Genomic DNA, 14,183 nt, shown 5'->3' on the forward strand with positions numbered 1-14,183 from the left:
TGCCGAAGGTAAACAGGTCGCTGCCCACACCCGGAAGTTCGGTGGCGGTTACACCGCCGTGAAGGAACACCTTAGCTCGCAGCACCGGTATTACCTGGGGCGCAGCCCGGATTATTTCATCGAAAGGGCCGAAAAGCTGTGCCCGGAACTCCATAAACTCATCAAGCTGATCTTTCAGCAACCGGGATACCCAGAAAACCAGTACCGCACCTGCGAGGGGCTGCTCAGGTTATACCGCCAGTCGGATCCGCACGACTTCGCCCGTGCCTGCACGGTGGCCATGGAATACGGCATGCTATCCTACAAAAAAGTGGAAGGCATTATCAAAAGCGGCACGTTATACGCCCAGCCCGATACGGTGGACAAACCACTCCCCGGACATGGGAACATACGCGGACGCGATTATTACGTGCAGGCACGGATGGACATCTGAATACCGATAAGCAATCATTTATTACAGCAATATGGATATATTATCACAACTAAGGGAGCTGCGCCTGCAAGGCATGGCGGGCTCATGGCAGGTACTCACCGAGACCCGCAAACACCACGAACTGGGATTACAGGAGGGGCTTGAACTGCTCCTGCAGGCCGAAACCGAGAACAGGGACGACAAACGCTTCGCCCGGCTGTTCGCAAACGCGCACTTCCGTTACCGGGCAAGCGTGGAGGAGCTGTCGCTGGATGCGGCCCGTGGAATCGACCGCGCGGCGGTCATGGAACTGGCCACCGGAAGCTACATACGCAAGGGCGAGGCCATATTGGTGAGCGGTGCAACCGGATGCGGAAAGAGTTTTCTCGTATCCGCGCTGGGCCACCAGGCCTGCGCACAAGGCCACCGCGTGCTTTACTTCAACCTGCAGAAACTGCTGCTGCGCATCAAGATGACCAGGGTCGACGGCTCGGTATTCAAGTTCATGGACAGGCTATCCAAAACCGACCTGCTCATCCTGGACGACTTCGGGCTGGTCCACCTGGACCAGCAGCAACGGATGGACTTGATGGAAATCATGGAAGACCGCCATGCCAAGGCATCAACGATCATCGCCTCGCAGCTGCCCGTGGCAAACTGGTACGATGTGTTCGGTGACGACACCATCGCTGACGCCGTACTGGATAGGTTGGTGCACTCCTCCCACAGGATTGAATTGAAAGGTGAAAGTATGAGAAAAAAGAAGTAAAATTGTCAGGTCATTGGGAAACACTCAACCCAGGACCTATCGGAGGGGGTCAACATGCCCGTTACGGGGGTCAGCATAGACGTTATATCCATAAGTCTAATATGACCATTTGAATCTAAATTTTTTATCTTATATGCAAATACAATTGTAGGCAATTCTTTCCCAACAGGAAAAGAAAAACGCACGTGGTCAGCCTTAGAATACGAGGCTTTAATTTCATTTTTTATTTGTTTTCTTACTTCTTGCAGACTGATTTCATTGAACTCTGTTTCGGGAATACAGCAGTCAATTACTTTCTTACCACTACCACAAAAGCATGGGTCTGTTTTACTTAACCAAGATTTTTTTATTACAAACTCTGCATCTTCTCCCGACTCTAGATTGATACTTTCACCATCCAAGGCTCTTTCAAACTCTTTCATTTTCTCTTTCATCTTTTCCTTTTCTGCCTCTGAAACTTCTCTGTTCCAATTGCTTTTTTGAGGATAGTTGAAAAATTCTTTCCAAAGTTGGAAAGTAATTGAAGAGTCTATAATTGGTGGAACATTTTAGTGCGATAATCCCTATCTTCGTCCTAGGTTTAGGTTGATTGAAAAGTCCGGTAATCCCAAAATTCCGGGCTTTTCGCTTTTTCAGAGAGCGGGGTTTGACTATCATTTAAACGTATCCGCCCGACCAAGTACATATTTTCTGATTAATTGATCGTCTTTAGCTTTACGCCCAAAATATTATTGATATGAAAGAGCGTAGAGACTACATGTTTATCCTTGTCCGCAAATGGCGCGAGAGCGGATTGACGGGGAAGGAGTTCCAGCTTATAAGTTTACCATGGCAATTTTTCATAAGTATCTTTGAGAAGAATATTTTTTTCCTTTTTACCAGTAGTATAATATAGTCGTACGAAAATCGGCTGATCTAAAAGATTTCGGTCACTCATTTCACATTTCTGCAATTTTCCGCCCTGTCTTACTCTTTCCCGCGTTCGAATATCGATTTCAGCAATATCCAATTCTACAATTGATGCGCGTAAATAAAGGTTTCGGACTTCATATTCTTCCATTGCGACGCTTTCAAAATTATATCTTCGGTAATATTTTTTGTCAGCGTTCATATGCACCCGTTTGCTTTGGGGGATTTGCACAATATATACCGATCTTCGGACGTCACCGTCTTTCCGTAAGGGGAAGATTTTTAGATCATCGATCCTGGGAGAAACTTTTTCCGAGATCACATGCTCTAGCCATTCTTTTGTATAAATGGTGCCGTCAATAAAGCTTAGACCGGCAGCTTTGTGATCTTTTTCCGTTATTCCATAAATGATCAATCCTCCAGCTGAGTTAGCAAACGCTGATACATCCTTTCCAATTTCCCGTTTTTTTGGGTCCGTTTTTTCAAGACTCCCAGCCGATTTGAAATCCAGTTTAATTGATTCTTCAACACCATCATTTATTAGATAAAGAATATCATCCCAGGCGTATTCAGATTTATGAAAAAAATCGACCATATCAAGTTATTTCATTCGTCAAACCTCTAATAAGAACTCCTTATTAGTGGCTACAAATTGGCGCCATTAAATCGTAGGTAGCCCCAACTCTTTCAGAAACTTATTATGTTCTTCCGTTTTGGTTTGAATACGCTCATTAATTGATTCCAATTGAGCATTTACCGCTTTCAAGTCAATTTTTACTTCCTCAGCAGATGTGCTCACATACCTCGAAATATTCAGGTTATAGCCATTCTTTTCGATTTCGTCCATCGAAACCTTGCGTGAATAGCGATCTCGCTCTTGTCGGAATTGATAGGCCTCGACGATTTTTTGGATGTCGTTTTCAGGCTCACCGTCTTTTCCGTCTCTCAATGTGTTCTGGCGTTTCCCTTTCTTATAATGCTCGCTTGCATTAATGAATAACACGTTCTCTTCCTTTTTACATTTTTTCAACACCAAGATGCACACCGGTATGCCCGTAGAATAAAACAGATTAGCCGGTAGCCCGATAACCGTATCAATATGGTTGTCTTTCAAAAGCTTCGTGCGTATGCGCTCCTCGGCACCGCCTCGGAATAAAACACCGTGTGGTAGAATAATTGCCATCGTACCATCGTTGCTCAGGAAGTGAAACCCATGCAGTAAAAAAGCAAAATCGGCTGCTGATTTAGGAGCCAAACCGTAACCCTTAAAGCGAAAATTGTCGGCAATGGTTTCTGTCGGATCCCAACGAAGGCTAAAGGGCGGATTGGCCACAATGGCATCGAACTCCATTTTTTTGGCTGGGTTCATTTCATTGAGTAGTGGCCACTCATTGGCCAGGGTATCACCATGAAAGATGTCAAACTCGGTGTCTTTCATGCCGTGCAACAACATATTCATCCGGGCAAGGTTGTACGTGGTGATGTTCTTTTCCTGGCCATAGATTTTCCCGATGCTACCGCCATTTTCTTTGATGCGTTTCCTCACATTTAGCAATAGGGAGCCCGAGCCACAAGCAAAATCCAGCACCTTGTCCAGTTTATCTTTTTTACCTGTTGTGGGGTCTTGACTGTCTAACGTAACAATTTCGGAAAGGATGGTGGATATTTGTTGCGGTGTATAAAACTCACCTGCTTTTTTACCCGAGCCTGCGGCAAACTGACCAATCAAATACTCGTACGCATCCCCCAGCGTATCGGAGTCGGTAGAAAAATCCGAAATACCCTCTGCAATTTTCTTGATGATGGTACAGAGCTTTTTATTTCTATCCGAATTGGATTTGCCAAGCTTTTCAGAATTCAAGTTGATCTCGGAGAACAAGCCTTGAAAAGAATTATCAAAAGACTCGTTTTCGATGTAGCGAAAGCCCGCTTCGAGTGTAACCAACAATTCTCCGTCTTGGATGCGGGCCATTTCGCTGATGTTGCTCCAAAGGTGCTGCGGCTTAATCACATAATGCACCTTTCTGCGCATCTGTTTTTCGAACTCAGGTACATCCTCTTCGTTGGCCGCATACCAAACGGACAAGGGTGTACGTTTATCATCGTCTGGTAAATTAGGGTAGTCTGAGCCTAATTCTTTTTTGGCCGATTCTTCGTAGTTGTATGATAAATACCGAAGAAAAAGAAAAGAAAGCATGTAATCGCGAAAATCATCCGCATTCATTGCCCCGCGCAGCTGATCTGCTATATTCCATAGGGTTTTCCCTAATTTATCTTGTTCCTTTTGTGTCATTGTAATGGCGTTATATTTTCTTCTGCGAATAAGAGGTCGTTGAATTTGTAATTGTTTAAATAATTGTTGAAAATGCTTTCAAAATACCGTTTATTTTCATCGATCATTTCCACAGGTTCAAACAAGGAATAGGCACCGTGGCTCATTATATTTACTAATCGGGAATGCAAGGTTCTTTCTTCGTCGTCTCCATCTATTTCCATACAATCGGAAAACTTCGTGAAACCGTGAAAATTGGCCGCTTTTTCAAGTATCGTTCTTAAGATATTAAAGTGATAGGTGAACAGTCTGTCTTCTTCAATAGCCTTCTTTAATTCTTGGACCAATGAAACGTGGTAAACAAACGGTGAATCTGTCGTTGCTTTTAAACTATATCCATCCGATGATTTCTTGACAAAAAACTTTTTGGCGTTGCCGAATTCATTGCAAAGCACGTTAAAAAATAGCGCATGGTGTGTTGAAATGACCGTTTTGATTTCATTGCCTTCGGTTTTAATCAATTGTGCTAAATGATGAGCTACCGCAACGGCGTTATGGTCATCCAATGATGAAATGGGATCGTCTATGTAAATGTATTTGACCCAGTCATAAGCTTCCTGTTTGTCTATGGCCAATTGAGCAACCGCCAAAAAGAAACACCAGACGAAAAGCCGTTCTTCGCCTCTGGAGATTTTGATGTATTGATGTTGGACCGTTTCTTCATTCATCCGTTCCTCCCTGATGAACATTACGCTCCATTTATTGTAATCAATGTAGAAATCAAAATCTGTATACCGTCTCAAAAGTGGTCGGATCCTATTCTCCATTTCCAACTCAGCCATGCCTTCGAAGAACTTAGATTTTTCGTTGATTTTTAAAACCCGCTCGACGTTATTGTCTAAGTCATTATCCCAATAAAAAAGGTCTTCCGTAAATGCGTTAAAATATAGCGTGTCCCGTATGCGTTCCGTTATAACTATTTCAAATCCTTCTGATGTGGTTAACACTTCACCTTCATGAGTACCTAATGTATTCGTTACTTCCTTTTTTCCAGCCTCCTTAAATTCCATCGACAACCTGGTTTTTCCAGTGCCGTTATATGCAAAAAGCAGGTGTACTTTTTTCTCCTGTGCTCTTAGATGAGTAACAAAGTCTGCTAACTGAGAAAATGAATGGTGTTCAATGGTGGCCATATCTAATCAATCGCTTTTGGAAACAATCCTTGCATCAAGCCCTTTTTATACAACTTCAATTGATCTATTTTATCGGCCTGTGCCGTGATTAAAGCATCTAAGGATGAAAGGCAACCAGCTATTTTTTTCTGCTCGTTAGGGTTCTTAGGCAAGGGAATTGGAAGAATGTCTAGTTTTCCTCTGTTGAGTTTAGGTTGCGCCATTCCGGTTAAGAAGTCTTGAATGTTAGTACAGTTTATATAATTTTCTACCAACACTTGTGTGTGGTAGGAGGCAAATCTTAGAACATGTGCGTGATTATTTACCCACGTTTTACCCGAGATGCTAAATGCAATAGGGTAATTTCTGTCGACTAAATTTGCACCATCTTCTGAAATACAAAGCAACTTTTCGTCAAAAATGTAATCTTTGACATAATCTATTATTCCCGAAGCACCATAATAAGGAATATATCCTTTTTCTCTTTGATTTGATGTTATGGGAACTCTTTTTGAATCTAAATTTTCAGCAATGTCTCCCAGCTTCTCTTCCTCCCAATTACCATCCTTTTCAAACCCAGGAAAACGCACCTTAGGCACAGTTTCACCCTCTTGCGGGAAAAGATTTTGCATCAAACCTTTTTTATGGTCTTTTAAGGCATCCAATTTTTGGCTGTGAGCTGCTATCACCTCGTCTAAAGAAGAAAGACAGGAAGCGATTTTTTGTTGTTCTTGGGGTTTGGGGATTTGTATGGGTATCTTAGATAGGTCATAAGAATTAATAGCGGGATAGTTTGAGCCGGTGCACTTCTTCAAAACATTAGAGACAAAACTATCCGTATGTATAAATTGATACAAATACATACTTGATTCAAAAGATCTTAATTGGGCATATCCAGTTGAAGCGACGTAATCAACATCATCATCTTTTTTGAAATAATAATTATTCTTTTGGTATGGACGAACCATTTGAAAAATGACGTCATCATCTTTTAGAAGCCTTTGTGCTCTACTTGGCGCACCCTCGCTGCTGATGATTTTTTTTTGTAGTAGGATACCATTTTCAACAGATTCCAAATCTATGTAAACAAACTTTTCTGGCAATTGAGAAACTTTAGGGTTTATGTCACAGGCTTCATTTAACTCTTTCTCCTCCCACTCCCCATCATTCACAAACTCGGGGAAACGCAATTCCGGAATATTTTTTGGCTTGTTCATCTCGTTTGATTCTCCCTTGCGATGGCAATCGCTTTGTGTAGTTTTTCGCTCAGTATTTTCTTATCGGGCAACTGCGTGTAATATTGCGCCACCTTAATGTTTCCATCTTCCAGCATCAAGTATTCAATGTGTTCCGTGTTTCCTTCACTACACAGAATAAGTCCGACTGGGCTTTCTTCGCCTTCCTTGCGTTCGTTTTTATTGAGGTAACGCAGGTACAGCAACATCTGCCCCTCGTACTCCGGTTTGAACTTGCCTAGCTTCAGGTCAATCGCCACCAGGCGTTTTAATCCGCGGTGGAAAAACAACAGATCAATCCGATAATCTACCGCATCAACGGTAATGCGCTTTTGCCTATCCAAAAAAGCAAAATCGCTTCCCATTTCTTTTATGAAGGATTGGAGATTGACCAAGATAGCATCTTCCAGGTCTTTCTCGGAATACGTATCGGCCAGCCCTAATGTATCTAAAAAATAACTACTCCGGAACACAACGTCAGGTGTGAGGGAGTTGGTTTCCTGAATTTCTGCTAGTTCTTGCTTGATCAACTCTTCGGGCTTGCGGCTCAGCGCCGTCCGTTCGTAGAGCATGCCGTCAATTTTTTCATCCAACGTTCGCGTATCCCAGTGTTCGAGGCGCGCCATCTCCATATAAAACTTGCGTTTTAGGTCATCGTCAATATACATCAAGGAGCGTAGATGCGTCCATGACAATTGTATACGCACGGCGTATACAATTTCATCTTCGGGAAAAGTATACGCAGCGCGTATACAATGTAGAAGCTTGCGGTCACTCCATCCTTTGCCATAGCGTTGGGTAAGTCTGTCCGCAAGATTCTTTATGATTTCCTTACCATACTCCGCCCGCTTATTATACAGCACGTCCTCTTTGATGCGCTTGCCAACATGCCAATGCAGCAAGCACGTTTCGGCATTCACAGTAGTTGCCAGACGACTTCGGGTATCGTCTATTAGTTGGCAAACATCGTTATATAATTCAGGGGTATGTCTTTCTATCTCATTCATAAGCCGCTAATCCTGATATCTCGCGCCCTTGGGCCAGTTTTTTTAATTGCGGCACCAACTCTTCCATCAATGCCAGTTCCTTTGTCCGCCGTTCTTTCCAGCTCAATTCCAAAGGCGCCAATAGGTCCGTCAGTTTTTCGCCATCAAAAATCATCCGGCTGGTTACCCCATCCACAAAGGTTTTCAAAGCAGCGGTTTGCAGGCCGTATTTTTGGGCAATGTTTGCCAATTCCTTATTGTACTTATCGTCTTTAAAGGTATCGAACATTGTTTTCAATTCCTCGGCACCATACCCTTTGCTCCAATCCAATCCGTTGATGAAATCCGTCAGGTCTTCTTGCTCGTCCATCAGGTTGGCATTGGCGTTCAGCAATCGAATTACCTGCGGTTTGGTCATTTTTTGCCTCGCAGGCTTCTTTTGCGTGCTATCGGCAATGAGGTTCATAATGTAGTCGTAGTCGATCACGGCCGAAGCAAACAACACAAATTCAAAGTCCAGCTGCTGGATTTCCGGCGGCGCATCCTCACCCTCTTTTTGCTGTATCTCCCGCAATTGCTTAGCTGTTTCGATATACGAGCTGCGGAACTCCTGCAACTTTACGGTGGGCAGAATCGCTTCGATGGCTGCCTTTTGCTCTTCGTCCAGGTCGGTGTATTGGTCCAACTGGGTCTTGATCCGTTGTACTTCCTTAAAGTTTTTCACAAAAGCGATGCGCGCTGCATCGCCCCGCAAACCATACACCTCTTCCGGTTCGCGGAGCAGGTTCTGTTCCTCCATGAATATCCCCAGCTTTTCTACGGCTTCCTTGTATTTGTCAATCATCACCGGCGCAGGGTCAACCAACCAAATTTCCTTGCCACGTCCGCCCGCTTCGCCCGAAAAAAGGGTGATGGCTTGGTTTACAGCCTCCTGTTGCGAGCGAAAATCCAAAATGTTGCCGTAAGGCTTAGTATCGTTCAGCACCCGGTTCGTTCGCGAAAACGCTTGTATCAATCCGTGGTATTTCAGGTTTTTGTCTACATACAGGGTGTTGAGGTATTTCGAGTCAAAGCCCGTAAGCAGCATATCCACCACGATGGTGATGTCGATTTTATTCTTGTGCGGATAGTCCTTGTTGGGGTACTGCTGGAGTTTTATCCGCCGTTGCACATCCTGGTAATACAGGTCAAACTCGTTGACGGTATGGTTCGTGCCATATTGCGCGTTATAGTCAGCGATAATGGCCTGGAGAGCCGCTTTCTTCTCATCTGGCTGCTGTTTGTTGTCTTCCTTTTCTTGCGCCAGGTCGTCCTGTAGTTGTTTGATGTCTGCCGCATTTTTTTGGCTATGTTGGTCGCCCTCTTTCGCAATCAATTCGGCAGGAGGGGAGAACACGCAAGCAATATTCAGTTGCGGATAGTCGGGATTTTCTTCAGCTTTCTTCTTTTGTATTTCCTTGAATAGCTGATAATATTCGATGGCGTTGTTGATGGAAGCCGTTGCCAGTAGCGCATTAAACCGTCTTGAATTGGTAGCTGCGTCATGCTTCTCCAAAATCGCTTCCACCACGGCTTGTTGTGCAATGGGTTCTCCGGGCTTGGCATTTTGCGTCCCTTTCCCCTTGAAATAGTCGATATGAAATTTGAGGACGTTTCTATCGTCTATAGCGTGCGTGATGGTGTACGTATGTAGTGGTTTTTCAAAAATGCTTTCAGTAGTTTTATACCTTCCGAATTCGTCTTCCCGAATTTTATAAGTGGCATTCTCATCAAAAATGGGTGTGCCTGTAAAACCGAATAATTGGGCATTCGGAAAAAATTCCTTGATGGCCTTATGGTTTTCGCCAAACTGCGAGCGGTGGCATTCGTCAAAGATGAACACCATCCGTTTATCGCGCAAAGGTCCCAACCGTTCTTTATAGTTCCTTTTATTTGTCCCGTCCAGCGCCAGCCCCAGTTTTTGGATGGTGGTCACAATCACCTTGTCGGCATAGTCGGTCGATAGCAAGCGCCTCACCAGTGTCTCCGTATTGGTGTTTTCCTCCACGCTGCCTTCCTGAAACTTATTGAATTCTTCACGGGTTTGCCGGTCAAGATCTTTACGGTCTACCACAAACAGGCACTTTTCGATATCTTGGTTGCTTTTCAGTAGGGTAGAGGCTTTGAACGAAGTTAAGGTTTTACCGCTTCCCGTGGTATGCCAGATGTATCCGTTGCCTCTGTTTTGCTGGATGCAATCCACAATGTCTTTTACGGCATAGATCTGATACGGCCGCATCACGAGCAATTTCTGTTCGCTCTCCACCAGCACCATGTACTTGCTGATCAATTCACCCAGCGTGCATTTTGATAGAAACTTCTCGGTGAAGTCATACAGCCGGTTGATTTTCTTGTTATCGCGGTCCGCAAATTCATATACAGGCAAGAACTGTTCATCTGCATTAAAGGCAAAGTGCTGATTTTTATTGTTGGCAAAATAGAGTGTTCTCACACCGTTACTCACGATAAACAGTTGCATAAAGCACAGCAAGGTGTTGGTATAACCATTGCCCGGATCATTTTTATAATCCACAATCTGCTGCATGGCTTTCCGGTGCGAAATATCACCCTTTTTAAGTTCTATTTGTACCACCGGCAAACCGTTAATCAATAGGATGACGTCATACCGTTGAAAGCTGTTTTCGGTGTTGATGCGGAGTTGACGGATCACTTCGTAGTCGTTCTTGCACCAATCTTTAATGTTTACTAAGGTGTAGTAAAGCGGTGTGCCATCTTCCCGCTGGAAATACTGCTGTTCACGGAGCAACTTTGCGGCTGCAAATACATCGGGGTTGATGACCGTTTCCCGCAGGCGCAAAAATTCATTATCCGAAAGCCGAACCCGGTTGAGCGCTTCAAATTTGGCTCTGAAGTTCTGTTCAAGGGTTTTCCTGTCGATAATGTCCTGCCGGTATACATATTTCAGCCCTTCGAGCTGCCTAACCAGATCGCTTTCTACTTGGTTTTCCTTCGCCATTCCGGTAATGTTTATTAATACGCCCAAACTTAGATAAAGTTGGTTGGATATTCAACTGTATTGGCGTGCATTAAAAGATGCTATGCTTTTGGTCACCTGTCAAGCTGGTTTACTTTTTCTTGTTTTAGTAGGTTCGTTTGTCGTTGCACGGCCGTTTTTTACACTTACACCCAACGGTCTGCGGCTTTCCGTTCGGGCGGCTTTCGGAGCACAAAGTTTCAATTTATTACTAAAGTTCATTAGAAGCACAAAGCTCCGGGTTCGCATATCAGCACGCCTGACGCAAAACCCGTGTTATGTGCCGTTAGTAATTTTTTCTTTTCCAGCCATAACTCGGTTTAGGTATTATGGCTTCCATAAAATTATTGTAGTGCTCTGAATATCTACCTTCCTCTTTTGAAAAACCATTCTTTATCAACCTCTCATGCACTAATAGGTATGTGTCTCTGTAGAAAGTCTTAGCCGCTGGCGGATAAGTGTTATGATATCCCTTCTCAATGCCATAAAATTTTTTAGTTACGAAGCATGCTAAGTCCGAAATTTGAATCATAGGATTTTTCTTAGAGTCAATCGGGTAACTGAACTCAGATATCCATTTTATTCGTTTGCTTGCTGTCGGGTGAAATCTGCGAAATTTAGTCAGAGTCTCAATCTCTGTTTTTATTGCGTCTTTTTCGTCTATTATCACCATACCTCTTGCCGATTGTCCTCGCTCATCTCGTATAAATGCTTCGATAGTGTCAATCAAATTGTCGTAACACAGCAAGTACGGTGTTTTAAGCTCGACATGAGCTTTATTGCGTACATCTTTAGTGTCGAACGCACTAAGTACACTCTTTTCCACTGGGAGTAAGCAAAAATGGTGTCCTCTATCAGCTACTAATTTTAAAACAGCTTGTGCAAGATTTAACCTGTCGGATCTTGGATGGTTTAAAAAATCACCGTCGCCATTCGGGCTTAGTAATTGATGCGAATGCAACTCAAAATTTGCTGGAATTGTTCCTTTGAAATACGAAGAGATTATTTTTTCATATTCAGTGTGAGTCTTATTCCATCCTTTGTCCTTAACAACCAGACCACCAAGTACAAATATTGGCGATTCTGGGTGAGTCAGGTCTCTCAAATTGCAACCTGCTTCGTCTATGTAAAAGAAATGCATATTAGTCGGGTCCGTTTTAATCGCACATAATTCTATACGCAATAGCTTTCATACACAAGGCTATTGGTTAATTTCCATTTATTTGAGTAAATCATTGTATTTAAGCTATTTTAGTTTAAAATTGCTAGCTTACGTATTGTAACTTCCTTTCAGCTAGTTTACCTGTAATCCAAAACACAAATTGTGCATTTTGGATATATCCTTATTCCTTGACGCCCAAAATAATACAATCCGTTTTGATACTCCTTAAGGTTTCCCGTATTCGGGCGGATTATCTTTAATTTCTCTCAAATACCTAATGGCCAATCTACCACTTGCAGTGGTGCTTTACGGTAAGCATTTCCTTATAATATTTCGGCGCAAGAAACGTAAGCATCATTTGTTCGCCTTTTGCGTGGTAGTACATCACGTTGTCAAAATTACCCCGCACGGCTTCTTCGTCTTTGATTAAACGAATTAGTTTACTGGCGATGCGCAATGGATTCTTTCCATAATTGGTTAACTATTTGCCTTTTATTTGGATAATAGTTTATCGTAGAATTCCTTTTATATATTTCTCATGATTATCATTTCTACATGCAAACTATAGTTGTTGGTTTTTCTATTGAAATACACTAGTGTCCGGTAAAAGCTAGAACAGGTTGGCGTTTAGGCCAACCTGTTAGTTACCTTTGGAGTTACGACACAACAAAGTAACTATGGGTAAAAGTACGAACTTTAGCGGACAGCCGATATTAAATCAACTGTTAATGTTTTTGGACAAGGGTCAGATCAGGAAAATCAGCAAATCACATGGCGGCGACCGTTATGTGAAGAAGTTTACGACGTATGTATCCGCCCGACCAACCACATATTTCCTGTATGATTGACAGTCTGTAGCTTTACGCCCAAATATTATTGATATGAAAGAGCGTAGAGACTACATGTTCACCCTTGTGCGCCAGTGGCGTGAGAGTGGTTTGACCCGGCAGGAGTTCTGTCTGCAGCATGGCATCACCCTGTCCAAGTTCGGTTACTGGATTGCCCGCTGGAAAGCGGATCAATCGGTTGAGGGCACCGGTTTTATTCCGATGGTTTCCTCCGGATCAGGGCCGGTGGCGATGTTATCCGTTGTTTACCCCAACGGTGTGCGGCTGGAAGTTCCTTCGGCCGATCTGGGGCTTTTGTCCAGTCTGATTGCCCTTGCCTGATGTTCAGCCTGGGTTCCTCTCACCGTTATTACTTATACAACGGGCATTGCGATATGCGGAAAAGTTTCGACGGGCTTTGCGGGCTGGTGTCCTCGGGTTTGGGCCGGGGCGCCACGGGCGGTGATGTGTTCGTGTTCCTGAACCGCCGCCGCACGCATATGAAGCTTTTGCACTGGGAACACGGCGGGTTCGTGCTGTATTACAAAAGGCTGGAGGGCGGCACTTTCCCGCTGCCCAAAACCGGTTCGCCGGGCGGGGAGATCGACTGGAGCGAGCTGGTGCTGATGGTGGAAGGAATCGTTGTGGAGAAGAGCCGCAGGCGGCACCGGTTCAGTCTGAAAANTTTCCCGCTGCCCAAAACCGGTTCGCCGGGCGGGGAGATCGACTGGAGCGAGCTGGTGCTGATGGTGGAAGGAATCGTTGTGGAGAAGAGCCGCAGGCGGCACCGGTTCAGTCTGAAAAAAAGTGGTCTGAAGTAATCAGAAACATCGTTTTTCACTTGTGTAACCCACCTTTTATTTGTATTTTTATGCCATGTGAATATTCCGGGGAAAGTGGTTCTTCCCCACTTTTGGTGGTGAGTTCATCATATTACGGGAGGCCTGACCGTTCATACTTTAATGAATGCATCGAAACTCGTTTTTTCAGACGGGGGTCCCTTCAAGGTAATATCAGTTGATAATCGGCAGGATGAACTGCGTATCTATGTGCAAAGCACAAGCCGGTCAGCTATCTGCCCGAACTGCTGCACGGTGGAGCGCCAGGCGGCGGCCCCGCTGCGCTACGCCCTTTTCGCCATCAAGACCGCAGAGGACCGCCATATTCAAGCGGTAAAAGCGCAGCTTGGACTGGGCTAAATGATAATAAGGGAAACCCCTGTCTTCCCAAGACGGGGGTTTCTCCTAATTCGACTACAAGCCAATAACCGCTGCTTAGGGAGCATCTAATTGGGAAAATGCCGGTCGTATCCGTCTATATAGTAAATACGTTTTAAAATTTGTCTTTTCATAATTTAGGTTTACTAGTGATGCGTTAAGTTTTTAAAATTCATTGTAAAGCATTG

Annotated in this window: 13 protein-coding genes and 1 pseudogene; 6 read left to right on the forward strand and 8 right to left on the reverse strand. The window is 44.0% G+C overall.

The features are described 5' to 3' along the window. Positions 1-433, forward strand: a pseudogene (locus tag NGM62_RS20345) (IS21 family transposase); the annotation flags it as partial. Positions 434-464: 31 nt separating this feature from the next. Further along, complete coding sequence (gene istB / locus NGM62_RS20350) at positions 465-1,181, forward strand: IS21-like element helper ATPase IstB (RefSeq protein ID WP_262250154.1); 717 nt, start codon at positions 465-467, stop codon at positions 1,179-1,181. A 5-nt stretch (positions 1,182-1,186) separates the two neighbouring features. On the opposite strand, the gene NGM62_RS20355 is transcribed toward istB, so the two are convergent. The 8 genes from NGM62_RS20355 to NGM62_RS20390 form a co-directional block, all read right to left on the reverse strand. After that, complete coding sequence (locus NGM62_RS20355; RefSeq protein WP_262250155.1) at positions 1,187-1,615, reverse strand: SEC-C domain-containing protein; 429 nt, start codon at positions 1,613-1,615, stop codon at positions 1,187-1,189. Positions 1,616-2,004: 389 nt separating this feature from the next. Further along, complete coding sequence (locus tag NGM62_RS20360) at positions 2,005-2,685, reverse strand: AlbA family DNA-binding domain-containing protein (protein WP_262250156.1); 681 nt, start codon at positions 2,683-2,685, stop codon at positions 2,005-2,007. A 66-nt stretch (positions 2,686-2,751) separates the two neighbouring features. Beyond that, entirely contained in the window at positions 2,752-4,383 is a 1,632-nt protein-coding gene (locus tag NGM62_RS20365; RefSeq protein WP_262250157.1) for a type I restriction-modification system subunit M, read from the reverse strand. Beyond that, on the reverse strand, positions 4,380-5,555 hold the full coding sequence (locus tag NGM62_RS20370) for an AAA family ATPase (protein ID WP_262250158.1): 1,176 nt from the start codon (positions 5,553-5,555) through the stop codon (positions 4,380-4,382). The genes NGM62_RS20365 and NGM62_RS20370 overlap by 4 nt, the downstream gene beginning before the upstream one ends. Positions 5,556-5,557: 2 nt before the next feature. Further along, positions 5,558-6,751 (reverse strand): restriction endonuclease subunit S, encoded by a 1,194-nt coding sequence (locus tag NGM62_RS20375; RefSeq protein ID WP_262250159.1) that lies wholly within the window; start codon positions 6,749-6,751, stop codon positions 5,558-5,560. Further along, positions 6,748-7,776, reverse strand: coding sequence for a PDDEXK nuclease domain-containing protein (locus NGM62_RS20380; RefSeq protein WP_262250160.1), 1,029 nt, complete (start codon positions 7,774-7,776; stop codon positions 6,748-6,750). The genes NGM62_RS20375 and NGM62_RS20380 overlap by 4 nt, the downstream gene beginning before the upstream one ends. Further along, positions 7,769-10,771, reverse strand: a complete 3,003-nt coding sequence (locus tag NGM62_RS20385) for a type I restriction endonuclease subunit R (RefSeq protein ID WP_262250161.1) — start codon at positions 10,769-10,771, stop codon at positions 7,769-7,771. The genes NGM62_RS20380 and NGM62_RS20385 overlap by 8 nt, the downstream gene beginning before the upstream one ends. A gap of 304 nt (positions 10,772-11,075) precedes the next feature. Further along, the gene (locus tag NGM62_RS20390; RefSeq protein ID WP_262250162.1) at positions 11,076-11,930 is read right to left on the reverse strand and encodes a DUF3800 domain-containing protein; all 855 of its coding nucleotides are present in this window, start codon (positions 11,928-11,930) and stop codon (positions 11,076-11,078) included. 698 nt (positions 11,931-12,628) lie between these two features. On the opposite strand from NGM62_RS20390, the gene NGM62_RS20395 reads away from it, so the two are divergent. From NGM62_RS20395 to NGM62_RS20410, 4 genes are all read left to right on the forward strand, one after another. Continuing rightward, positions 12,629-12,799, forward strand: a complete 171-nt coding sequence (locus NGM62_RS20395) for a DUF4372 domain-containing protein (RefSeq protein WP_262250163.1) — start codon at positions 12,629-12,631, stop codon at positions 12,797-12,799. A 33-nt stretch (positions 12,800-12,832) separates the two neighbouring features. Then, complete coding sequence (gene tnpA / locus NGM62_RS20400) at positions 12,833-13,120, forward strand: IS66 family insertion sequence element accessory protein TnpA (protein ID WP_262250164.1); 288 nt, start codon at positions 12,833-12,835, stop codon at positions 13,118-13,120. Then, complete coding sequence (tnpB, locus tag NGM62_RS20405) at positions 13,120-13,599, forward strand: IS66 family insertion sequence element accessory protein TnpB (protein WP_262250165.1); 480 nt, start codon at positions 13,120-13,122, stop codon at positions 13,597-13,599. Before tnpA ends, tnpB begins: the two co-directional genes overlap by 1 nt. Before the next feature lie 141 nt (positions 13,600-13,740). Then, positions 13,741-13,977 (forward strand): hypothetical protein, encoded by a 237-nt coding sequence (locus NGM62_RS20410; protein WP_262250166.1) that lies wholly within the window; start codon positions 13,741-13,743, stop codon positions 13,975-13,977. The last annotated feature ends 206 nt before the right edge of the window (positions 13,978-14,183 follow it).

Source organism: Parapedobacter soli, from assembly GCF_025460835.1.
Classification (GTDB): Bacteria; Bacteroidota; Bacteroidia; order Sphingobacteriales; family Sphingobacteriaceae; genus Parapedobacter; species Parapedobacter soli.